Consider the following 24,251-nt stretch of genomic DNA (forward strand, 5'->3'; position numbering starts at 1 on the left):
TGATAAAATCAACTATGTAGCGAGCCTCCCCATAAGTGCCAACCAACTAATCCCTTCAAAAGGGGCACTCCCACTACTAACAGTGCGCCAGTACTGCAATGGAGTTCTTGATGATAATCCCTCCAACAACTATTCCCCCATTTTCAAATCAAGTATTATCTCTGAAGCCCCGGTAATCCCAATTATTGGTACACCTGATTAACCGTTACACCGATGTAGCGGGTGCTTTCCTGCTTCCAGTAAAGGATATTTCAAAGCCTTATGAGGGATACTACAACAGTCAATAATAGCTATAAGGAGTTGATTGTGTGAATCCATTCGAACAGAGGCCTATACCAGTTGAAGACGGCATTATGGATTGGGCAGCGATGTATCCCCAACCATATGATAAGCAAACGGTAGACCCCTACACTAAGACCCGTGTTATCCTGATGAACGGAATCGAAGTGGAATCGATCCTCTTCAAACACGAGTTCCACCGGATGTGCCAAAACAATGACTTGCGTCGCGAGCTGGCTTTGACCCGCCGCATTGAACAACAGCAGCAAAAGCGGATCAACTGGCTTAAGCCTATTAATGAGCCGGTGCTTGAGACAGCCATAGGCTATGAGCATGTGGCGGTGGACCTTACCGCCTGGCTGGCCTTGAATGAACCTGATCCCTGTGTCAAACAAGCCCTAGATTTTGCCCTTTTGGAAGATTTTGATCACCTGTATCGTTTTGCCAACTTGCTTGATTTAGATGAGCAAGTCCCGGCTGAAAAATTGGTAAAAAGCTATGTGGATATCACACCAGGACGACCAACTATTGCGGAGCACAGGCATCCCTTTGATTCTGTCAGGAATCCGGCAGATTTTATGACCGCGACCAACAGAACTAAATTGAATTCGCTAATCATTGTGGCCGCCGAACAGCAGACCATGAATTTCTATATGAATCTTGGTCCTTACTACTACAATGACCTGGGGCGGTTACTATACCAGGAAATTGCTATGATAGAAGAACAGCATGTCACCCATTACGGTTCATTGCTCGACCCTACCAGCACATGGCTTGAAAACCTGCTTTTGCATGAGTATATGGAATGTTACCTTTATTATTCCTTCTACCAGGATGAAACCGATCCGCACATCAAATCCATTTGGGGGATGCACTTTGAGCAGGAAGTGGCTCATCTCCACAAGGCTGTTGAATTATTAGCCAAGTATGAGAATAAACAATGGCAACAGGTGATACCTGGCGGTGAATTTCCTGAGCTACTGCATTTCCATGATACCCGCGATTATGTGCGTAAGGTCCTGGATGAGCAAATTTTGCTTACTGCTAATCGAGAGAACTATGTCAGCATAAATGACTTACCCCATAATCATGAATACTTCTCCTACCAAAATCGTATAAACCACGATGTCGACACTGTTGCCAGCCATAAGGTCATTGAAAGACATCAACAACAATATGGCACTGACTACCGTGGTGAATCCCAGCCCCATCCGGTAGAAGCACTCAGGGACAGAACCATTGACAATACGAATATAGCCCGAAAATCCGAAAGTATGTATGCCTTAGTTTAGATGTAAGTCCTACGTTAGCAAAACCCGACAACCACCTATCGATAAAAGATCTTATCGATAGGTGGTTTTTATTGGAGAGATGAGGGGAGGCGCCCCTATTGGGGCCGCCTGCTTATCATTGTAAGTTTAGAGCGCTCTCCTGATCTGCCATAATTCATAATTGCTGGGCTGTATTAAATTGGTTTAAAGTATTATTTGCCTTAGCAGATCAATTTTCAGGAGTATTGATCAAGCTAAATGTCTTTATAATCTGTTCAAACTGTTCTTCCATCGATCTGAATTGTTCTATTAAACCCTGCGCAGCATCAGGTGGTACTTGTACGTCTGTGGCATAAGCATAACCAAAATAATAGTTTTCGTTTTCCCCTAGATATCTTAATCCGTATGCATCCGCTCCGCTTTGAATAATATCGCTGCTGTATTTTTCTTTATCATAGATTTCGATGCGTCCCACCACCCCGAAGATTTGTTCCGGGAGCATGGCCTGTATCTCTTTATTAACAAAATAGATGCTGTCGCTCCCTTCCTTTATTTCCACCCTATTCATAAAATCTGGCGGTATTAACAAGGAAAATCCGAATTCATTATTTTCATAGCGGTTACTTTTACTTACGTCATCAATAATGCCATAGCCGCTGGACTGTAGTATTTCGGTTATGAACCATCCTTCCTGGCCGTCAATAAGCATCTTCTCCACTACCAGCTTTTCGGTGGCGGTGGTATAGGGAGGGGTGGAAGTGATTTCCGGAAAAGAAATGGTGTATTCAACTTTGGCATCATTGAGTTCATCACATTTGACTATGGTTATCGGCCCCACCCGGGGACTGGAACCGCCGGTGACCCAGTATGATTGGCGAACATAGTTGCTTTTATCTGCTTCCTGTCGAAGTTGGGGTGACAATGCCAAATATTGTAGACCCCCGTTGCGGGTTTGTTCACCCCGGCCCCATATCTTTATAGCTTCATCGGCACTGGTTGGAATAAGGATATCTTCTATCAGGGCAATATCGGATGTTATTTTGTTCAGATCGGGTGGCTGAATCGAGAATACATTGGTGGTTTGATTATAATTGACCCTAGCATTAAACAGGTATTCCAGCCAGTCCATGGGCAGAAAATAACTACCGTGGCGGTTTTCGGCGCTGTATACCACCGAACTGTGCTCATAGGTTCCATCATCACTTACAATGCGTATGGTAATATAATCAGCGGGTTGGGGTCTCACCTCACCAGGCAGTTCTAATTCCCATTTCCGGGTCACAGCATATGATAAATCCAGCTCTTTGGCCCTGTCCGGCACTGTCCAAACTTGTTCATGCTGTTGACCATCTTTCAATTGTAGGGCATTAGCATAAGAGGCTAATTTCTCCATACTATAAAAGTCTTGCGGGGTCTTAATGGTTATGGTCCGGGTTGCAGGATCCCATTCTAGTGCGCTGGCGCCCAATCGCTCGGCCGCCCAGCGGATGGGTACCATCACCTGGCCTGCTTTCATATCCATGTCAGCCGGAGCATTCACGGCCGAACCGTTTATTTGGACTGTAATAGGCTGAGCAGTCAAACTCTCCAAGCTATTGACCGAATTATCTAATGAAACCAACAACCTGTCTAATTCGGCTTTCTGTTGTCGGCTTTCTTCTGGAGTCAACCAGACACCTTCATTTCTCAATCTTTCCCTAACATCATAATGGCTTTCATCCGTATTGGCTAAAACGCCTGTGTCTACAACAAAAAGAATTAACAGTGACATTGCTAAAAGCCTTTTCATTATTTCCCTTCTTTCTTTGAGTTATCTGATGGCATAAAAGGCTCATTTCCCGAGTAATCTGCCTTCATATCAGTTTACGGTGTCACCTGGTCCAACCTTGCAATAGAGGTAAATATTCAAATGAAGGTAATTGTTACACAAAATGCTTAATAATGGTTACAGATAGTAAAAATATCAGATGGGGACGGGCCAACCGAAGTACGTGAGCGACCGAGCAAGGTCGCTCACGTCCCTCGGTTGGCTTAATGTCATTTGGTCATACATTTGTTAAACTGATACTAGGATTAATATAAAGGGGTATTCTATGGAATTTGACAGTTCTATGGTTTCCAACACCAGCACCCCTGCAACCCATATCCAACCAGAGACCCGATTGTTGTTCATTGACAATCTCCGCTGGCTGATGATAGTGTTTGTGGTCGTCATGCATTTGAACGTAACCTACAGCGGTCTGGGAAGCTGGTTTTACACCGAAGACGGCTTGATCGGTCCTTTCTCCTACATAATCTTTGCTTTATACGGCTCATTCACCCAGGCTTATTTCATGGGTTTGCTGTTCTTCATTGCCGGATTCTTTACAGCTGCTTCTTACAATAAAAAGGGATTTACAGTGTTTGTAAAAGACCGCCTGTTTCGTCTTGGCATCCCCACCCTGTTCTTTATGCTGGTTCTAAGCCCCGTTATAGGATTAATTGAGGGTTATTTCTATATAACCCTTCCATCCGATATCGGCCTACAGTATCTCCATTACCTGATTTCCTTTCAATTCTTGGGTGCATCGGGTCCGCTATGGTTTGCCCTGGCTCTGCTAATATTCTCTCTGATTTACGGATTGGTAAGGATGGCCACGGGCAAACAAAAAGCCAAAGATAAGGGAGAATTTATACTATCTCCGCCCAAAGTATTGGCGGTTATCACCCTCATCTCACTGGCAACCTTTCTAACCAGGTTGGTGCAGCCTGTTGGCACCTCAATCTTCAATATGCAGTTGTGCTATTTTTCTCAATACATAATTCTCTTTATAATTGGAGTCCTGTCTCAGCCACGCTGCTTTTTAGTCAGTCTGCCTTATAAAACAGGCATTACCTGGTTTAAATTGGCCCTAATTGTTGGCATACCCTTTTGGTTTGTGATGTTGATCGCCGGAGAGGCTTTCGAAAGTCTGGACCCCTTCTGGGGAGGCATGTATTGGCAAGCAGCTGCTTATGCTACTTGGGAATCGTTCTTTTGCATTGGCGTCTGTCTGGGCTTGCTGGTCATTTTCAGAGAACGTTTCAATACTCGGAACTACTTGGCCAGATTCCTTTCGCAGAACGCCTTCGGTGTTTATGTTTTCCACGCGCCATTGCTGGTGGCCATCTCCCTGTCGCTGCGCGGGTGGATACTGCCGCCTTTATTAAAGATGATCCTGGTGGCGATAATAGCCCTGCCGGTTTGTTTCTGTTTTAGCTGGCTGATTAGAAGGATTCCACTCTTGAGCAGAATATTTTCATAATCCCGCGCTGCTCCCTCTCAGTTCCTACCCTGCTTTATACCCAGAACAGCGGGTATTTTCGAGAAGGACTGAGATTATTTATTAACACCGCCGCCAGTATAATAAGGGCGCAATCCAAAATAACGGTTGAAAAAATCTGGACAGGAAGGTAATTTCCCAGATAAGCAGCGATAGCGGTACCCCCTCCCGGTGGATGGATGGTATTCGTAACTAGCATCAGCAATGCAGCCATTAGTACCACCAGAGCAATTGACCACCATTGGGGGCCAAAAAATTGCACAACCATAATAGCAGCCAGAACTGACATTAAGTGTCCGCCGATAACATTGCGGGGCTGGGCAAATACGTTGTTGTATGACATAAACAGCATAATAGCAGATGAAGCCAGAGAGGGAATAAGGAAAAAGGATTGAAAGCGAAAGCTGACAAGGCTAATAACAGCCATTCCCACAGCAATTCCACTTAAGGATAAAAGGTTTTCCCTCCAAATAATAGGCTCTTGAGGATCCTGGTTGGGTCTGGATAAATCAGCACTAACATCCTTTTTCTGGGCATCCGCTTCATTCATGTAGCATTTCACATCCGGAATCTTAATTCTCCTATTTGATAATACTCCTGTAATCCTCTGTCAGCAAGGGAGGCGGGAAAACGGTGTCTGATGCTGCCCAGCTACCCGATCGACCTCCGCTTTCTGTGGAAAATGCGCCAGCCACCCCGCTGCAAGCGATACAGGAACTCCACCCCAATACAAATCAATCCGGTCACTATGACCATATAGATACTAAACGCTAACAAGCTCTCCGCCCTGGAAAACACAAGTATATATGCTATATAGGTAGCTCCTATAACTAATCCGGCCTTACGCACCCCGCTGCTCAAAAACGTAGTGCCTCCTGCTGATAAGGAAACCCTTTCAAAAATGATCACCGCCAGCAATAGGAACAACAGTACCCCGATTAACAGCAGACCGCTTTCCAAGAGGTAATCCGGGCTCTTAATACTATTGCTGCTTACGCCGGTAATGGTAATAAAGTTTGTATAATGCTGTATGTAATCAATATCCCGGCCGTTCCTGGAAATATAATCATGTAGATTAAAATATGATCCGATGGTATAAATACGAACCGAAGCCGCCTGGCTGACTGCAAAATAACGGGCAGCAATATTCCCGATCATACCGGTCAGCATGCCTGGCAATATATTCAGTAAGAAAACAACTACGCCTGCTGCCAACACCCCAACGCTGAAGGTGGCCGCCATCAGTCCCAGGGTATAAAAGGCCAGACTCAGCGCACCGGCTAGCATGGTCCAATTCAACACATCCCGGCTTTCGAAGGGCATAGGGTATATCCAGTCCAAACCGATCAAAAATAAAGCATTAATAAGCATAGCAATAAGGATGGTGGCTGCTCCGGGAATGAATTTGGACAAAATGATTTGCCTGCGGCTGACTGGCGTACTCACCAGGTATTTGAGTCCGCTCTGCTGTTCTGTACCCAGCATTATTATCCCTAGCAGAACAGCACCGGTAAATGGCAGCCATTCCATGAGTCCGCTGTATCCCTCAGGAAACCTTTCCATAAGGTTGGTGCCAAAATGCAGCGCATAGTTCAATTCCTGCCCCCATTGAGACAAGGCCGCATCGCCCTTCAGTATGCTAAATAAGCTTATTATTACCGGTGCGTAGACCATCAATATCAAGGTAACCAGCATATATCCCCGGCTATGACGCCATTCCTTATCCAAAAGCCCCTTCATCGCGGCTGACAGATGCATTGAATTCCCCCCTTAGCCTCTATAATTACGAAAATCAAGGCCAACCTTCCCGATCAGCCAGCCTCCCCCCCAGGCTATAGCATATAAAAGAAGATATATTCCCAGCCACAGAGCAAAAAAATAAACCACATACCAGGCTGGGGTTGGAGCAAGTTCCGCCGCCCACAAAATGGCATTCAGCAAGGCTATTAGTATCATCCCGATTTGCCTGAAGCTGCCCCCAAGCAGTATTTCGCCCCGGCATTCCAGGGGATTTCTCTCCAGCATTTTTATTGCCCCCCATAAACATAAGCCTGTAATAAGTGCCAGGGCAATTATCTCCAGCGGATAAAACGGAGCATTCGCTCCCGCAGTCGCCAGTTCCTCATTACGGTTACCCATGAAATAGCCATCCCGGCTTATATAACTCGGAATAAAGAGATATGTCTGCAAATAGCGCAGCTTAATTTCGAGGCTGGCAGAAAGCTGATAATACTGGCGATACACTTGAGTAACCATGGAAATAAGTAACCATGGCAATGCCATAATTACCGCAGTTATTAGTGTTGAAATCATTACCCCTTGAGTAAAGGAGGCTACCCAAAGGCTCAGGCTGAATAGGCATGACAAAGCCATGGTAGTAACAATCGACCAGTTTATTACCTCCACGACGCTGTACTCAGCAGGATACCACTTTATTGCCCAAATAAAGAACAGGCTGACTATAAACATTATGGTTATTAAGGCCACGTTGCCACTGATAAACTTGGATATAACGATTTCCCTGCGGCTGACCGGGGTTGTCACCAGGTAATTAAGGCTGCTGCCCCGCTCCCCGGCCAGCAACAGCGCCGCCATGAAGACTGCCGCTACCATGGCCGTAGTCTCCATAGCCGAAGAGCCTGGCGCAAGTATTTGCCCTACAGCAACAGCACAGGCAGCGGCAACACCGGCCTGCTGATTAACCCCATAATAGGTCAAAGCCCCCCAACTGGACTGCAGAGCGATAACCAAAAAGGCCATCAGGAAATACCAGCGGTTTTGCCGCCACTCCTTCCAGAGCAAGCTTTTTATCTTCATAATTTCACCACCCCGGCACTTCTAATCAGCACAGCTTTCCCTTTGATCATGAGAACTCAGTCCCCCGCTCCCCCATCCGATTTGCACTATCCTTCCCACATCCAAACACCTCTCACATGCCAAACCCGTATCCCTCGGCCTTCATCAGTTCCACAAACATGCTTTCCAAATCGAAGTCCATCATTTTGACCATTTCCGCTCCCAAAGCGTTTAGCCGGGGATAAATGCTGTCCAGGTCTCCCTTTATGGTGATGGTGATAACCTTGCCGCTGCCCTGCCAGTTGAGCAATCCAGGCAGTGAAGCTATTGTCCCCTCACCAGGTGGACTTCCAAAAACGAGTTGCAATCGGTGCATGGATTGCTTCAACTCATCCAGGTTACGGGTGAATAGTAGCTTTCCCTGGTAAATAGCAGCGATATGGTCAGCGCTTTGTTCCAGATCATTAAGGTTATGGGTGGAATAAAAAATGGTAGTCCCTCGACTGGCGGCTTCATCAATAACGGTACGGAGAAAAGCTCGACGCACTACGGGGTCAAGTCCTGCGGTGGGCTCATCTAGCAGCAATAAACGCGGTCTTAAGGCTAGAGCCATGACCAGGGAAACCTGCACCTTTTGGCCTCGGGACAGACTGCGGATACGCTGATTGTCAGGCAAACCGAAAGCCCGGTGTAATTCAAAGCAATGGTCTTGATCCCAATCTGGGTATAATTTACTTCCCAGACGGTACATTTCAGCAACTGTAAAGCTAGGATACATGACCGGGACATCAGGTACATAACCCACCTGGTTTCGGATGCTGCCGTTCTTTTCGCGTATGCTGTGTCCCAAAATAAAGGCGTCACCCCTGTCGGGATGTATTATGCCAATCAGCATCTGAATCAAGGTGGTTTTACCTGCCCCGTTGGGACCAATCAGCCCGAAAATCGAACCGGGCGGAACCGCGATATCAAGCCCGTCAATGGCTTTAAAGCCTTCAAACCACTTGTAAAGGCCCCTGGTGTCTATGGCATAATCCATTACTATTTCCCTCCCCTGTTTCCGAATGTATCCAGGCTTTCAGCAAATAATTGCTCTATTTCGGCTCGGTTCAGACCTAGATGATAAGCCTCAACCAATACCTTTTCTATCTGCACGTTCAGCTTTTTTCGGGCCAGGTTCAAATCTGCACGGGAACGATCGGCGACAAATGTCCCCCGGGAGCGCATGGTGACGATTATCCCTTCCTGTTCCAGCCTTTGGTAAGCTTTGGCGACAGTATTGGGATTTAAAGAAAGCTCCGTAGCCATTTCCCTCACGGTAGGCATACGCTCTCCTGCAGCCAATATTCCCAAGGCTACGGCTTCTTTTATTTCATCCACCAGTTGTTGATATACTGGTGTACTCAAACGCGGGTCTATATCAAACCACAAAAGACCACCCTCTTTTGTACTACTTGTTATAATACAAATATACCTAACTGAGAGAAAAAGTCAATAAAAATGCAGCGAAATTTTTCTTTCGAGAGAAACACCTCGCTGCATTCGTTTCTAGTTTTTCTCAGTTTAAAAACCATGAGCTAAGAGAACTGTCCGAAACCACTGAAAAAGTCCCATTTTGTCATCCTGAACGTTAGTGAAGGATCTTGTAATTACCAAAACAAGAAGATTCTCCGACTATGCTTCAGAATGACATGGCCTTTTGGTCTCGAACTGTCCCCTGCCCAAAGAAAATAATGTAAGTCATCCTGCACCCGTCCAAGGAGCTTTCAGCGAAGATCCTTAATTAAGATTGAATCGGAGCGAGTGAAAAAGCGTACGGTCGCAAACTGACCGCTTTTATTGTTTGGACTCGCCTATATATAACAAATTGTTATTTTTATTATAACCTTAGGTATGATATCATAGCCTTTAGAAGCAATTCGGCGCAAAAAACGGGACATCGTACGGATTAAAAGAGGTTGGGAACAGCACAAATGATAACCATTGGAATTGATATCGGTTCGACCGCAACCAAGGGCGTTATCATCTGCGGCGAGCAGAGTTGGAACAGCATGGTGCCGACTGGATGGAGTCCGCGTGAGGCCGCTCAGCTGACCATTAATAAACTGTTGGATTTGAGCCGGGTAAAACGACCCCAGGTGGAACGAATCTTTGCCACCGGGTATGGGAGGGTGGCTTTCCAGGAAGCCGATAAAACCATAACCGAGATAAAATGCCACGCCCGTGGAGTGGCTGAGCTTCATCCTGAGGTGGGTACGATTATCGACATCGGTGGCCAGGACAGCAAGGTAATAAGTGTGGGCCAAGGTGGAAGGGTCCTGGATTTTGCCATGAATGACAAATGTGCCGCTGGTACAGGCCGGTTTTTACAGGTGATGGCCACAGCCCTGGGACTCGATGTCAGCGAATTGGGGGTGGCTGAAGACCCCCGACATGCTTCGGAAATCACCAGCATGTGCACAGTGTTCGCTGAATCCGAGGTGATCGGCCTGCTGGCCCGGGGCAATGCTAAGGCCGGGATCATCGCCGGGTTGCATAATTCGGTCGGTAAACGCATTGCGCCCATGGTGAGGCGAATAGGGACAAAAGCTGACTTGGTCTTCACCGGCGGGGTGGCAATCAACGCAGGAGTAAGACGGGCTTTGGAAAAGGAACTAGGCTGTCCGCTGATCGTGGCTGATTTATGCCAATATACCGGGGCTTTGGGCGCAGCTCTCTTGGCGCGCCTGGAGCAATAGTAAGGCTGTTGGGCTAATTGACTATCTTAAGGGAAAAGGAGAGTTGGCAATGGCTGATTACCGTCAAATGTGGAGTGACCTGGGTATGGACCTGGAAAAACATGATTTATTATGTGAGGTCCTGCCCGACGCTTTCGGGGGAGTGTTTCTTTCGCAACAGAAGCGCCCTGAAGGCATGGATTTCTATGATTTTGTGGTATCCGAAATTCACGGGGTAAGACCGGCTGAACTCATTGAACACCAGAAACAGGGCGGGAAAGTATTCGGCACCTTCTGTGTCTATGTACCCGATGAAGTGGTTTTTGCCGCGGGAGGGATAGCCGCCGGTTTGTGCGGTGGTTCCCAGTTTTGGGTTTCCGGAGGCGAAAAAGTGCTGCCGGTCAACACCTGCCCGCTTATCAAGGCTTCGGTGGGAGCCAGACTGGACAAAACCTGTCCATTTTTCCAAATCGCCGACATGTATGTGGGGGAGACCACCTGCGACGGTAAAAAGAAAGCCTGGGAGATATTATCCCATGAGGTGCCGTTGCATGTGATCGATGTTCCCCAGATGAAGCGGGCTAAAGACATCGCCGCCTTTGAAAGCGAGATATTTGACTTTATTAAAGTGGTCGAAGAGGTGACCGGCAATAAGATAACAGCCGAGAAACTAGCTGAAGCCATCAAATTGATCAACAATAAACGCAAAGCTTTGCAGCGCTTGTACAATGCCCGCAAGGCATCACCGCTGCCTATCAGCGGCAAAGATGCCCTATTAGTAACCCAAATCGCCTTCTATGATGACCCGGGACGCTGCGCCCAGATGGCCAACCGACTGGCTGAAGAACTGGAACAGCGCATAAGCAAGGGTGAAGGCGTATTCCCCCAGGATGCACTGCGGATAATGATCAGCGGAACCCCTATGGCTATTCCCAACTGGAAAATGCATCATATCGTGGAGAGCGCCGGGGCAGCCGTGGTCGTGGAGGAATCCTGCACCGGCACCCGCTATTTTGAAAATCTGGTTGATGAAAGCGGCCAGACTCTCGACGAACAGGTCAGAGCCTTAGCAGAACGCTACATGAAAACCAATTGCGCCTGTTTCACCCCCAACCCGGGACGGATCGATGATATTATCCGCCTGGCAGGAGAGTATCAGGTGGACGGGATTATTGACGTGAATTTGCAGTTCTGCAACCTCTACTCCACCGAGAGCTATCTGGTTAAGCAAGCCCTGGCCGAACGCGGCCTCCCTGTCATGCATATTGAAACTGATTACAGCGAACAGGATTATGAGCAGCTCAGAACCAGAATAGAGGCGTTTTTGGAGATGCTGCGAAAGTAGGCTAAAACCATGGAACAGGCTTATCGCTGGTATATACTCTTTCCCAATCACCATCAGGGCCTAAAGCTTAACCGGGAATTGAAACAGCAGGGTATCAAAAACCAGATTGCCCCCACCCCGCGGGAAGCCAGTGTCAGTTGCGGCATATCGCTAATTGTGGACGAGGCAGATCTGGAACGGATCAATAAGATAATCGATGAAATCGGTGTATCAATAGAAAAAGTGGTCAAGCTGCCGGTAAAGACCGACTGGAAGTACCGGGGGGTTTAGTACCGATTAAAATGGAGCGGGTCTGCTTAATAAAACTAGCAGAGTAGGCGGAAAACTTAATACAAATTTAACAATACCAGGATTTTATTTCCTGGTATTGCTTTGCGACAGTGATAAAAAACCAAGCCTTTTGGAATCCCCGTCTTGCGGAGGGGTTTCAATATCACGGATTAGCTCGTTGATTTTCTTATCTTCCCTCTGCCAAGCCTGATATAGTCATGTCACTGAATGCATTACCCGGCAAAATGCTGTTTAACAAAATCGGGAGCTGACGATGGTGTTAATATGCCAGTTAAGATAGAACCACTATTTAGCCGAAAATAGACCATGTAAACGGCTCCTTTGGTTTTGTGGTATTCCTGGTAACTTTGAAGGCACAGTTCAAGCTTATCCGTTTCGGTTACCTTAAGCTGACCGGGCCTTTCCCCGAAATCCTGGTCAGCTTTCATTATGCGAAATTCAGCATCATCCATTCCTTGAGGAAAATATTCAATGAAGGCATGGACAATATCTTGACCAGGCAGCAGCCTGACCTGATTGTATAAACCTTTACCCTTCAGCCAGCTTTCCAATCCATAATAAGATTTTTGCCATTGCACAGTAACGTTGTAGTACCCCTTTTTCGGTGTTGTCTCCATGGTGCTTTCCACAGTTTCGGCCCGCACCGCTCCGGTGTCAGTCTGCTCACCAGGCAAGGTGATTTCAACATGTCCCCAGGGGGGTTTGGTGTCAGTCATTTCCTCGTAACTCTGCATCTTAATGTCATTTTGCAGAACGGCAATAGCTTCCTGAATCAGTTGGGGATCTGTAATACTGACTCGTTTGTTTCCCACTTGACTCCTAATATCCACCAGTTTGGCGTCCATGGGGTTAATTCTGAGCACCTCATATTTATGGGTTTTATATTCCAATGACTCATAAATAGGTTTAAATTGCTCTGTAAACCTCGATGAATCAACCAGATAATAACGCAATAGCATTTTGTCGTCATTTAATTGATAGGCTAAACAAATCCTTTCCTGCCTGATGTTCTGGTCTATTGTGGGGTTTGATTTGGCCTCTTCCCGCTTAGCGATGATTTCCCGGTGCAGGGCCAATATATGGGCTATGTTATCACGGTCAACATATATAGCTTGCGGTGCTTGGTTTGCCGTACGACTCTCATCTTTAGCCTGGAGCAGAGGGTAAAAAGAATAATCCATATACACGTACTTTACTTCATCGATTTGCGGCAGCCTGGTCTCGAATCCGATAAAATTAGAACGAATCAGCCCGAGCAAGGCCAGCGCTATAACCGCGTAAACCCCCAGACCTTTAAAGCGCTGCCAGGTAAATATATGTACTGACTTGTGAAACAGTATCTCTATCAGGATATAGCCTAAAAGGGCACCCAGGAAATAGCCCGCATAGGTCCAGGCCATGCTCTGCTGTGTACTATAAAAATAGCTGCCCACCAGCAGCATGGTACAAAAGGTTACAGAATACTGTAACAGCGGGCGCAATGGCCCTAGGGTTACCGCATCACCAGCAGCTTCAATAGGGCGGACCCGGTAAAGGTATCGTCCTATAAAATAAAGGCTTATGCTGGCGAGGAGGTATATTATGATATCACTGTTTGTTAAGTTTAAATTTACATAGGTTAGATTCAGCAGGGGTGACAAGCGTTCCAAATCAACGCTGAAGTAATCATAAGCGAACCCATACAGGTACATTTTCAAGTTGTGCAATACCAGTAGGGTTAATCCACTGGGGACCAGGAGCAAGATGTAAGTTAACAGACCCTGCAGGGCAGACATGCCGGTGATCATGCCTACTGCCACTGTACTGCTAAAAAGGAGCAGATTGGCTGTTAATGCAACTTTCAGCCAATTGAGTATATCCTGGCCTTGCACGAAATCGATCTTAAACCAGGTAACCACAGCCCATGTGAGCAGGGCAGTAATAACTACCGGAAACAACAGCAGTACCAATCCTGACAAGAGGTTAGTATTATACAAGGTCTCCCGCCTGATGGGAAGGGAATGCTCCATGTCGGCCGCTTTGCCGGTCTGCAGATAGCGGAATACCAAGAGTCCGGCGAGAACAGGAGCCATCAACAGCAGAAACAATGAAACCGGCGAGTAATTAAATTCAAAAACCCTCAAATAAGTGGAAGCAGTATAATGCACCTTGATTATTTCAGGCCGGCTGTAAATCATCACCAGCTGCAGTGGCACTGCTGACAGCCAGGCTAGAAGGTATACCATTCCCATCCAGCCATAGCGTTTAAAATCATTATGTAAAATGCCTTTGTTAATAAAGGATGTTGCTGATCTCATAACCGTTATCCCCCATTTCATAAATGAATATTTCTTCCAGGGTTAAGGGCAGGACATCCAGTATGGCGGGCTGATAAGCCTGCATCCGGTTTATGATCTGATCATATACGCCGCGGACGATCAGAATCGCAACACTGCCCCTTTGCTCATGATGAAGGGCCCCGCTCTCCTCCAGCAGAGCCCGAGGTATTTCGCCGCTGAAGGCTATTTGAATCTTATGAATATCAGCCTTCAAATCATCCAGATCCTTCTGTGTCACCATTTGTCCCTGGTGCAATATACCGATATGATCGCAGATGTCCTCCAACTCGCGCAGGTTATGTGAAGATATGATTACTGTCATTTCGCGTTCAGCCACATCTTGTATGATGAGACGTTTTACATTTTGCCTCATCACCGGATCAAGTCCATCCAGGGGCTCATCCAATATCATCACTTCAGGCATCAGACTTAGCCCCAGCCAGAATGCAACCTGCCGCTGCATACCCCGGGACAGGGTTTTGACGCGCCGGTTTAACTCAATATTGAAAACCTGGGAAAGTTGCTGAAAGCGCTCCTGGCTCCACTTGGCATATATACTGGCATAAAAGTTGGCCATGTCCTGAATGGAATAATTGTGGAAAAAGTATAAGCTATCGGGAATAAAGACAGTCTGCTCTTTGATAGCTTCATTTTCAAACACCGGTTGAGCATCTATCATCACAAGCCCTCTATCAGGTTTATAAATACCCGCCAGCAGTTTTAGGAGGGTGGTTTTACCTGCCCCGTTGCAGCCCACCAGGCCGTAAATCGATCCTTTATGTACCGCCAGGCTGACATCATGCAAAGCTTTAAGGCGGCCAAACTGCTTGTTGACCCTTTCGACTTCAATCATCTATGTTCCCTCCCTCGGCTCTAGATAACAAATTTTCTATGGTGGAGATCAATTCATCCCGGGGAACTCCCAGATAAACCATTTCTGATAGAACTTTGGAAAGCTGTGCTTTCAAATTGTTGATTCGGGCTGAATTGTCTCCAGCCTCCCTCGGCCGGACAAAGCTGCCTTTGCCGGGCAGAGAATATATATAGCCACGGTGTTCCAATTCCCGATAGGCCTTTTGAATGGTGTTGGGATTAATGGTAAGTTCACCCGATAAGACTCGCACCGAGGGCAATTGCTGATCAGGCTTCAAGACATTGCAGACAATCAGCTCGATTATTTTCTCCGCCAATTGCTCATAAACCGGCTTGCGACTGCGAAGGTCCAATTCAAACATGAATTCCCTCCTCTCTGTTAACCGTACTAGTATACATAGTACAGTTGACACAGGTTAAAGTCAAGAAATTCCCGCAATTGGGTGTTAGGGGCAGACGACCTAGTCTGCCCACCACATAGCCCTGTCTGCCCGCATGTGGATGTTCTACTGGCTTTGAGAGGCGTTCTGGCAAGAACCTGCGTAACCAAACCCTTTTCATGGGAATATTGTGGAAATATATACATTGAGAGGGTGAATAGCGATTATGAGGCAATATTGCCATACTTATTTCTGCAGGTATTGCAAGGCTTACCCCTGCTGCCAATGGTGCGGATTGACCTCGCCCAAGGCATGTGGCAGGTGCAATAATCTGGTTCAGAACCCCAGCTTTGAAACTGACTTAAGCCAATGGGCAACTGATAATGTCACGACTACTGAAAGCACACCCTTTGAAGGAACTCAGGCAGCCAGATTGGGACCGGGTGAAGCCAGCATGTACCAGGATATATCTCTGGCCAAAGTGAATTGCATGCCTTTGTTGCTGAGCTTTAATGCGGTATCGCCTACCAGCAACCAGTTCAACGGCGATTTATTGGTGGAGGTGTTATGGCTGGACGCCAGCCGCAACATTATCGGCACTGGTTTAAGCCTTTTTATCAAAAACGGCAGGATTACGGGCATTGACCTGACCTATTTCGATATCACCGATCGCCCCCCTGCCAATGCCGCCTGGGCTAGACTGCAATTTAGCAAAGCAAAGGGAAGTACCTCTGATATGATCTTGATAGATCAGGTGATTCTCACTCCCGTAAGCAGCATCAATCTGCTCCAAAATCCAGGATTTGAAGCCGGCTTGAACCAGTGGACAACAGCCTCATTTGTTTCCAGTTATGAGCTGCCCTTTGCAGGCGGTGGCAAGGCACAGGCCACTCAGAGCGATACTATGTACCAAGACGTTCTAATCAACCACTTCCCCAAAAACTCCACATTTTTGCTGAGTTTTGCCGCTTCTGCCAACGGGGAAGCCTCTTTGTCTGTTGAGGTACGTTGGCTTGATGCATTAGACAATGAGATCGGTGTTGGTCTTACCATCGTCATACCTGATCAGACTCTAAGAACTCAAGAAAACTATTTGTCTTATCTGGATATCACCGACCCTGCCCCATTGGGGACCTTCAAAGCCAGAATTGTTTTCGCCGCGGATGTCACCACTGATACTACTTTGACAATTGACCAGGTTATTTTTGCCAGGGCAGCTACAAATAATTTAGTGGAAAATCCCAGCTTCTTAGGTCTGAATAACTGGATCCATGACAATTTAGGCTTACTTGCCGGAAACATCACCTACGAAGGCAATACGGCCGCTGTGGCGGTTGATGCCGGGAGTTCACTGTTTCAGGATATACCCCTGGTCAATGCCGTTGGCAGGTGTTTTTTGTTTAATTGCGGGCTGGGATTCGAAGATACCGGGCCAGCTTCCGAAGTTCCTCAGATGCTAATCCAGGTTTTATGGTTGGATAAGAACGGAGTGCAAATTGGTTTAGGGTTGAGCCTAACCTGCCTTGTTACTGGCGGCAGACCGAATTGGTTCGTTTATACTGGTATCACTGAGCCTGCACCTTTCGGCACCGCAGCAGCCCGGCTGCTGTTCACCAAACCAGCCAGTCAGAACAGTGCGGTTATCATTGACAAGGTAGTATTCGGGCGTTTGGTATAGACGTATGATCCGTAATATGCGGAACCTTTGAAGCCAGATTATCTCCTCGATAATCTGGCTTCTTATTTTTCAGTGAAAATAATATTCTAAATAATGTTCAGTATTTAGGAATCGCTTAAATTTAGATTCGCTACCGTTCATTATAGTTATCGAACTTCGTTGAGTAATACATAACTTTAGCATATACTATTTTTAATACTTATGCCTTTTCTATATTATGGAAGGATTTTGTCATACAAATGTCGAATAATTGAGGATTTTGCATATTAATTAGCCCAGATATATTGGGATTTTTTGAGGACAATAAAAGGACTTCACCCCCGTATTTGCCGAATTTATAAGGTGACAAAACCAAAACCCAAACAAACACGAAAGGGGAAGTCACCTATGAATATTCGGCAAGGATACGTATTTTCCTTTGAGGATGCAATAAATTTGCAGCCCCGGTCACGTTTAGAGATAATTTTAGCCACCCTCGATTTTGATAACGTGATAAAAGCTCTTTGTAAAAATGAAAAACAACACAGGGGGCCAAATGGCTACCGGATTGAATACAAACTTAACGCATTAATTGCCATGAGAGTTTATAATATTGCCACTTTTACTGAATTAGTGGAACGTCTTACCCATGATCCGGTGCTCAGATATAACTGTGGCTTTGATGTTTTTGGTAAAGTGCCCAGCATTGCTACCTTTAGCCGTTTCTATGAGCGATTGACTCAGTCAGAAGTACTTCGTGAACTGTTTAGGAAACAGGTAAAAACAGCAGAATCAATGGGGCTTCTTGATACCAGTTCTATTGCCATAGATGCTTCTAAAGTAGATGCCAATGAGAAGTCAGTTCCACGTAAAAATATTAAAGACGATGGACAGTCAGCTAACTGGGGCAGCAAGCTGGATACTAATGGTAACCAGATAACCTGGTTTGGCTACAAACTGCATATCGCTACTGACGTTAAATCCGAATTGCCAGTAGCATTGAGCATAACCCCAGCCAGTACCAACGATGGTATAATGGCCGAAAATATCCTTGAAGAATGCAGTAATAACTTGAACAGTAAACCCCAGTATTATCTCATGGATGCCGGTTATGATCAAAAGTCAATATACGAACTAATCCGCAAGGATTACAAGGCACAGGCAATAATACCACTAAATCACCGAGGAGCAAAGGAGCCCCCAGAAGGTCTGGATTGGGATGCAACCCCCATATGTTCAGCGGGATACCGCATGGCTTATTGGGGCGGCAGCAATGGGGTTAACAAATTCCGATGCCCTCATGTTATGGGCAAATGTGACTGTCCTTTTGGTTCCTCCTGGTGCTCAGATAGCAATTATGGGATGGTTGTTAAAACCAGAGCTAGACAAGATTCCAGGTTATTCATAGTGCCTCATCGAGGCACTTCAAACTGGAAGCTGCTATACAACAAGAGAACCAGCGTAGAGCGATGTTTTGGGCGTTTAAAGGAGCATCTGGGACTTGAAACCGGACTTAATGTACGAGGCATTAAAAAGGTCAAAACCCATGCTTACCTGAGTGTTATTACCATGATTGCTTCGGTTATTGCCATAAACAAAGACAAATCGTCTACAGATATAGCTGCATAAAGCAAGTAGAAATCAAGGTTTTAAAGGAAAGGGGTTAATCTGCTCATTTTTAGACAAATCCATTAACCTTGTTGATGATAAAGGCAATATTAACCAAAATTTAACCGGTTACTATGCTCTAATACCATATTGTAGTTTCAAAGAACTTGATTTTTGCTATTATGCAAAAGTCTCAATTTGTAAATTAAAAGAGTTGGTGATATTTATGCCAGACAAAAAAATTAAGGATAATTATTCTTTTAAAGAAATGGAGTATAATTTACAAGGATTTAAAAGCTTTAAAAAAGCATACGAATTTCTATCTCTATTTGGAATAAAGAACGAAAGTATCCAGAAAAGTTTTGAAGGATTACAAGATATTGACGAAAAATTCAAATATCTTCAAGAAACACCAGACAAGTTCAACCAGTATTTTTCTAAACTCGGATGGATTGCATATGAATCTATGAATTTCGATAAAATGGTTGAAGCAGTGAGATTAGCTGAAGAAGGTAAAATGGAAGAAGCAGAAGAAGTCTTAATTAACTATTACGATAATAAAGATAATCTTCTGTTTATGATTTCTAGACTAAAAGGTATAGAAGAATTTCGACCGAGAATAAAACTTATTCATAAAGCATTAGATGATTATATTCAGGGTAGATATCATGCGTGTATACCGGTTGTCTTAATGATGATTGATGGCTTTGTCAATGACATTGAGCAAAAAGGATTTTTTGCAACTGAGACTGATTTAAGTGTTTGGGATTCTATAGCAGCTCATGATAGTGGTTTAAATGTATTAGCAAAAGTTTTGGGAGAATCAAGAAAAAAGACAAGAACTGATGAAATATCTCTCCCGTACAGACATGGCATTTTGCACGGACGTGATTTAGGTTATGATAACAAAATAACTGCTATTAAAACTTGGGCTACTTTATTTGCACTTGGTGATTGGGCAAGAGCTGTTAAAGCTGGCAAAAAAGAAGAAACAAAAGAATTCAAAACCCCTACTATTAAAGAATCAATTAAATCAATCAAAGATTCACTAGAACAGTATGAGCTAATACAAAACGAGAAAAAACTAATCGAGCAATGGAAACCACGAATACTTAATGCTAATATTGATTTCAAGCCAAAAGGACATATCTCTGATTACCAAGAAGGAAGTCCGGAGAGAGCATTAGTAGAGTACATTGAATATCTTCTTAAAGGCAATTATGGTAAAATGGCGCTATTAACTACAAAACTTTTTTCCTCAAATGATTCAATAAAAAAACTTGCCGGAGAAATAAGAAGTATTTTTCGAGGAAAAAAGTTAATTGACTATAAAATAATATCAATAGAAGATAAAGCGCCTGTATACTGATACCCACAGAGTGACAACACGGTTATGGTAGAATCCAAATAAGGGAGGAGAACTACCATGCCGAAGAAAAAGCTTAGCGATGATGATGCCCTAGCCCTGGTTTTAAGTGGTCTAAAAGGTGAAATACCTATTTCAGACCTATGCCGCAAATATGGTGTATCCACCGCTACTTACTACAAACTGAGAGACCAGTTCATTGCCGGTGGAGTTCAGGGACTCCAAAACAACGGCAAAACCGATCAAGTTAAAGCTTTGGAACTAAGAATAAAGGAACTCGAACAAGCCCTGGGTCGTAAAACCCTGGAGGTAGAAGTACTAAAAAAAACGGAAGATTTCTTCAGCCGCAAGTTACGCAAGTAAATCCGGATCACTATGCTGTATTGGCCACTCAACTAAGAAAAGACGGAATCAGTATCAAAGATGCTGCTGCAATACTGGGAGTACCTCGCTCACGGTTTTATCCTCGTCATCGTAAGAGTAATCAAACCCCTAAACCTAAGCAGAGCTATGTATCTGATAAAGAACTGTCCGCAACAATTAAAATGGCCTGTAATCGCTATCCTCTTTATGGCTATCGCCGTATTCGCGTAATACTCAGACGCGAATTTAACATAAATGTCAGTCAGAAGCGGGTTAACCGGGTTATGAATAAATTAGGTCTGAGCCAGCAGCGGTTAAAAAACCGGCGTATAGTTCAGATGAAAGAGCGACCTGGTCAGCCCACTAAACCCAATCAAATTTGGGAAATGGACATGACCAAGACCTATCTTACTGGTTACGGCTGGCTCTATATTATGGCCATAATTGACCGGTATGATCGTTCTATCGTTGGCTATGAAATCAGCACCCGATCCCGAACCGATGAGTGGTTAGCTGCCTTTGACAAAGCGGTCAAAAATCGTTTTCCTGAAGGAACCAGGGATCAAGGACTAATACTGCAAGTAGATAATGGCTGCCAGCCAACCAGCCGTAAATTTGTTAAGGAATTATCCACCTGTGACGTAACTCTTTTGTATTCGGCCTATGCCACACCAGAACATAATGCTCATATTGAACGGTTTTTCCGTACTCTCAAGGAAGAAGAACTCTACTATAACCTGTACGAGACGTACAGTGAAGCGATTACCTCAATAGAGGCTTACATAGATTTCTATAACAACCACCGTATTCATTCAGCTCTAGGATATTTAGCCCCGGCTGAATATTACCAGCAGAGTATTCTACAAAATGTTGCCTAACCGTGTTGACAAAATGGGGGGCAGTACAATAGACGTAATTATCAACGCAGATAACTTCTGTTTATTGGCTGGCAAAGAAAAAACTAAAGGCAACAAATCTCCCCTAAGGTAATTACCCTAGGGGAGATCTAGTTTTACCTTTTAAATTTAATGTAAATATATTCTCCGCCGGCACCCCTGTTGACATCCGCTGGTTCTTGAGTGTTTTGCCAGCAGACCGTGTCGTAGTCAGGCCAGCCTACATTACCGAAAGCTACACCCATATCTTTTACAGGCGGCCTGGTCTTGGCCTTTGTGTACCACATGTATATAAAGTCTCCTCCAGCATTTATATTTAAATCTACTCCAAGTCTGGTATAAGGAACATTATTAGCATTGTGGTTAACAGTTGCTGTAGTAGCTGGAACGCTGCCACCAGTACGTTCCATAAACAGATCAGTTATAGCATCATCGGCGTTTTCACCCAGCTTGTAGCACAAATAGATGTAAGATCCGCCAGCACCGGCATTTAAGTCAGCATTATAAAGTTGATATCCTGGAGGGCATGCAGCCCTGGTCGACCACTCATCAGGGCCATAAACAAAACCCACATCTACTACATATTTCTCAGCCGGCCACTTATTCTGTTCAGCCATGGCCTCATTCATTTTTTCAAACTCTGCTTTAAGGTAAGCAGCTCTGGATGGATCGCTGCAAAGCTCCCAGATGGGTACCAGAGGCCGGGTGGTGGTGGTGCCGAATTCGACCAGATTTCCATCATCATTCAGGGTAGCTTCCCATTTACTTAATAGACTGGGGTCATTTTCTAATAAACCTTTTTCTAGCATGAACGCTCCGCCAGAGCTGGAAAAATGATCGAGCCTGCTGCCTTCATACTCAGATCTATTCTGGACATTTTGATATGACCCGCTTGCGGATGCTTTTACTATTAAAGCGTTAAAATCAGCTTTGGTTGCCACCTTAAAGTTTTCAAAACAGGTGGATGATTTTGAACTGGCAGTAATGCTGTAATCAATTCTTCCGCCCGTAATTGCATCTACCAGTACATAATGCCCGAAGGTAGCAAAGACGGTTTGGGCAGGGACATTCTTGTCATTTATCATCTGCTTGGCATTCGGCAAAAGATAATTCTTTAAATTGGTAGTTCCATCAATATATACACCATACTTCTTAACTATCCAGTAATAGGTTGAAAAATAGTTTTCCAATTTCTCGGTCCGGCTTGAATCGAAATTCGCCTGGACTGATCCGCCAAAACAAAGGAATCTTCCCGAACCTCCTAATGCAGAGGACATTTGACTGCTGTATTCCCTTATGGATTCGGCAACGATATGCTCTTCATCAGCTTTATCAATACGTATGCCTTCCATTTTTCCATCTTGAATCAGCTTTTCAACATCTAAAACTGATTGCTTCAATGAATTCACATCTGCATATTTGCCAAAGACATTATATCCCCTGCCTACGCGCATCACTATGGGAATGTCCTTTTCAGTCGAATCTATTTTGAAAGGCTTCCCCTTTGGTTGTGATCCCCACTCCTCACCGGGCACCATACTTGGGGCTATTTTTTGAAAATCCGGCGGTGGTGCAAATAAGGCTTGTAAGTCATTTGCGGTTAATGAGTCATTAAACTGAAAGTCTGCTTGTTCTTCAGACTGAGCTGTTCCTGAAATTATAATTCCAGGTTGTTTTATTTCCACCGATGGCTTTATTATTTGAAGTCCCGGTTTTATAGATATCGATGGTGTTGATGTACCCGATGGTGTTGACGTACCTGTTTTAGTTATGGTTACTTTTTTGGTTACCGGATCCCACTGAACATCACAACCTAAATTCTCAGTCACAAATCTAATAGGCAGCATAGTCCTGCCGTTGATAATCAGCGGCATCACATTAGGATTCTCTGGGTCGATCGAAATAGTATTTCCATTTATCAAGGCCTTGCTTTGCCCAATCCATAATTCCAGTTTAGTATTCTCCAGGGAGACCGTTACCTTCCTATCAGCATCATTCCAGCCGACATCTGCTCCCAGAGGAGTAGCAGCATATCTAATAGGCAGCATGGTACGGCCCTCTACAACTACAGGGCTTACATCCATTACAATGAGCTCTCCATTTACTGTGTATGAGCTGTTGTCAATGACAAAAACCATTGTTGTTTGTTTTTGCGATGTTTCGGCAGCAGCAGCTGGGGCCAAAGGAAGAAATATCACTAGCAATGCTAATGCCCAAATCAGTGCTGTTACTCGTGCTGATATCTTTTGATGCCTTTTCCCCCAAAACTTTTTCACTTGTTCCAACCTCCCTCTTCAGGTAAATAATGCAATTAAAAGATCCCTATTCCCAATTTCAACATATTATTTCGTTCTCCTCCTATAGATGCTGCCGAAATACTAGGAGTGCCAGGCTCACGGTTGACCTGTACGAAACTTATGGTGAAGCGATTGCGTCTATAGAGGCTTACATGGATTTCTATATCTGGGATATGTAACTCCGGCTGAATATAACCTGCAAAGTATTCTACAAAATGCCGCCTAACTGTGTTTGACAAAATGGGGGTCAGTATATACCCTAGCACTGTAACGGGTACACCCGGCGAGACCTACTTTAAATAATTTCGGCTCGCAGCTCCAGGACGCACTTCAGCTAAATACTGCTTAAGGTTGTTTACAGCGCTACGACAACCTCTCTCTGCAAGCCCTCTTTAGCCTACTCTTTCCTATCATTGCTTATTTTAAATCCTAGTATTTTAATTAATTTGATATATGAGGATTTTGCATATTAATTAGCCCAGATATATTGGG

Annotated in this window: 20 protein-coding genes; 10 read left to right on the top strand and 10 right to left on the bottom strand. The window is 44.9% G+C overall.

The features are described from left to right. Positions 1-308: 308 nt before the first annotated feature. Positions 309-1,571, top strand: coding sequence for a hypothetical protein (locus tag AC15IQ_RS11085; protein ID WP_483179177.1), 1,263 nt, complete (start codon positions 309-311; stop codon positions 1,569-1,571). A 208-nt stretch (positions 1,572-1,779) separates the two neighbouring features. Here AC15IQ_RS11085 and AC15IQ_RS11090 read toward each other — a convergent pair whose 3' ends face one another. Then, positions 1,780-3,339, bottom strand: a complete 1,560-nt coding sequence (locus AC15IQ_RS11090) for a stalk domain-containing protein (protein WP_483179179.1) — start codon at positions 3,337-3,339, stop codon at positions 1,780-1,782. A gap of 304 nt (positions 3,340-3,643) precedes the next feature. Between AC15IQ_RS11090 and AC15IQ_RS11095 the strand changes: the two genes are divergently transcribed. Next, positions 3,644-4,834 (top strand): acyltransferase family protein, encoded by a 1,191-nt coding sequence (locus tag AC15IQ_RS11095; protein WP_483179181.1) that lies wholly within the window; start codon positions 3,644-3,646, stop codon positions 4,832-4,834. 34 nt (positions 4,835-4,868) lie between these two features. Here AC15IQ_RS11095 and AC15IQ_RS11100 read toward each other — a convergent pair whose 3' ends face one another. The 5 genes from AC15IQ_RS11100 to AC15IQ_RS11120 all read right to left on the bottom strand — a co-directional run bounded on the left by AC15IQ_RS11100 (position 4,869) and on the right by AC15IQ_RS11120 (position 9,079). Next, the gene (locus AC15IQ_RS11100) at positions 4,869-5,414 is read right to left on the bottom strand and encodes an HPP family protein (RefSeq protein WP_483179182.1); all 546 of its coding nucleotides are present in this window, start codon (positions 5,412-5,414) and stop codon (positions 4,869-4,871) included. An 89-nt stretch (positions 5,415-5,503) separates the two neighbouring features. Then, positions 5,504-6,610, bottom strand: a complete 1,107-nt coding sequence (locus AC15IQ_RS11105) for an ABC-2 transporter permease (protein WP_483179184.1) — start codon at positions 6,608-6,610, stop codon at positions 5,504-5,506. Between the two features lie 12 nt (positions 6,611-6,622). Next, entirely contained in the window at positions 6,623-7,669 is a 1,047-nt protein-coding gene (locus AC15IQ_RS11110; protein WP_483179186.1) for an ABC transporter permease subunit, read from the bottom strand. 112 nt (positions 7,670-7,781) lie between these two features. Next, complete coding sequence (locus AC15IQ_RS11115; protein ID WP_483179188.1) at positions 7,782-8,687, bottom strand: ABC transporter ATP-binding protein; 906 nt, start codon at positions 8,685-8,687, stop codon at positions 7,782-7,784. A 2-nt stretch (positions 8,688-8,689) separates the two neighbouring features. Beyond that, entirely contained in the window at positions 8,690-9,079 is a 390-nt protein-coding gene (locus tag AC15IQ_RS11120; protein ID WP_483179189.1) for a GntR family transcriptional regulator, read from the bottom strand. A 542-nt stretch (positions 9,080-9,621) separates the two neighbouring features. Here AC15IQ_RS11120 and AC15IQ_RS11125 point away from each other — a divergent pair. Genes AC15IQ_RS11125 through AC15IQ_RS11135 form a run of 3 tightly spaced genes read left to right on the top strand, consistent with a single transcriptional unit; the run spans position 9,622 to position 11,980 of the window. Continuing rightward, positions 9,622-10,386 carry an acyl-CoA dehydratase activase gene (locus AC15IQ_RS11125; RefSeq protein WP_483179191.1) on the top strand — a complete coding sequence of 255 codons (765 nt, stop codon included), beginning with the start codon at positions 9,622-9,624 and terminating at the stop codon, positions 10,384-10,386. Positions 10,387-10,435: 49 nt separating this feature from the next. Then, complete coding sequence (locus AC15IQ_RS11130) at positions 10,436-11,710, top strand: double-cubane-cluster-containing anaerobic reductase (RefSeq protein ID WP_483179193.1); 1,275 nt, start codon at positions 10,436-10,438, stop codon at positions 11,708-11,710. Between the two features lie 9 nt (positions 11,711-11,719). Then, positions 11,720-11,980, top strand: coding sequence for a putative Se/S carrier protein (locus tag AC15IQ_RS11135; protein WP_483179194.1), 261 nt, complete (start codon positions 11,720-11,722; stop codon positions 11,978-11,980). A gap of 233 nt (positions 11,981-12,213) precedes the next feature. Here AC15IQ_RS11135 and AC15IQ_RS11140 read toward each other — a convergent pair whose 3' ends face one another. Genes AC15IQ_RS11140 through AC15IQ_RS11150 form a run of 3 tightly spaced genes read right to left on the bottom strand, consistent with a single transcriptional unit; the run spans position 12,214 to position 15,554 of the window. Further along, positions 12,214-14,298 (bottom strand): DUF6449 domain-containing protein, encoded by a 2,085-nt coding sequence (locus tag AC15IQ_RS11140; protein WP_483179196.1) that lies wholly within the window; start codon positions 14,296-14,298, stop codon positions 12,214-12,216. Then, the gene (locus AC15IQ_RS11145) at positions 14,273-15,172 is read right to left on the bottom strand and encodes an ABC transporter ATP-binding protein (RefSeq protein ID WP_483179197.1); all 900 of its coding nucleotides are present in this window, start codon (positions 15,170-15,172) and stop codon (positions 14,273-14,275) included. The genes AC15IQ_RS11140 and AC15IQ_RS11145 overlap by 26 nt, the downstream gene beginning before the upstream one ends. Next, entirely contained in the window at positions 15,165-15,554 is a 390-nt protein-coding gene (locus tag AC15IQ_RS11150; RefSeq protein WP_483179199.1) for a GntR family transcriptional regulator, read from the bottom strand. The genes AC15IQ_RS11145 and AC15IQ_RS11150 overlap by 8 nt, the downstream gene beginning before the upstream one ends. 313 nt (positions 15,555-15,867) lie before the next feature. Between AC15IQ_RS11150 and AC15IQ_RS11155 the strand changes: the two genes are divergently transcribed. From AC15IQ_RS11155 to AC15IQ_RS11175, 5 genes are all read left to right on the top strand, one after another. Then, positions 15,868-17,250, top strand: coding sequence for a hypothetical protein (locus tag AC15IQ_RS11155; protein WP_483179201.1), 1,383 nt, complete (start codon positions 15,868-15,870; stop codon positions 17,248-17,250). Between the two features lie 387 nt (positions 17,251-17,637). Beyond that, positions 17,638-18,858 carry a transposase gene (locus tag AC15IQ_RS11160; protein WP_483179202.1) on the top strand — a complete coding sequence of 407 codons (1,221 nt, stop codon included), beginning with the start codon at positions 17,638-17,640 and terminating at the stop codon, positions 18,856-18,858. A 205-nt stretch (positions 18,859-19,063) separates the two neighbouring features. Further along, on the top strand, positions 19,064-20,206 hold the full coding sequence (locus tag AC15IQ_RS11165; RefSeq protein ID WP_483179204.1) for a hypothetical protein: 1,143 nt from the start codon (positions 19,064-19,066) through the stop codon (positions 20,204-20,206). Between the two features lie 57 nt (positions 20,207-20,263). Continuing rightward, entirely contained in the window at positions 20,264-20,566 is a 303-nt protein-coding gene (locus tag AC15IQ_RS11170) for a transposase (RefSeq protein ID WP_483179206.1), read from the top strand. Between the two features lie 20 nt (positions 20,567-20,586). After that, positions 20,587-21,444, top strand: coding sequence for an IS3 family transposase (locus AC15IQ_RS11175; protein WP_483179208.1), 858 nt, complete (start codon positions 20,587-20,589; stop codon positions 21,442-21,444). 134 nt (positions 21,445-21,578) lie between these two features. Here the strand turns inward: AC15IQ_RS11175 and AC15IQ_RS11180 are convergent, their stop codons facing one another. Continuing rightward, a complete protein-coding gene (locus tag AC15IQ_RS11180; RefSeq protein WP_483179209.1) occupies positions 21,579-23,738 on the bottom strand; it encodes a copper amine oxidase N-terminal domain-containing protein in 2,160 nt (719 codons plus the stop codon). Positions 23,739-24,251 lie beyond the last annotated feature (513 nt).

It is taken from the genome of Syntrophomonas sp. DTU019, assembly GCA_913757435.1.
Taxonomy (GTDB): Bacteria; Bacillota; Syntrophomonadia; order Syntrophomonadales; family Syntrophomonadaceae; genus DTU019.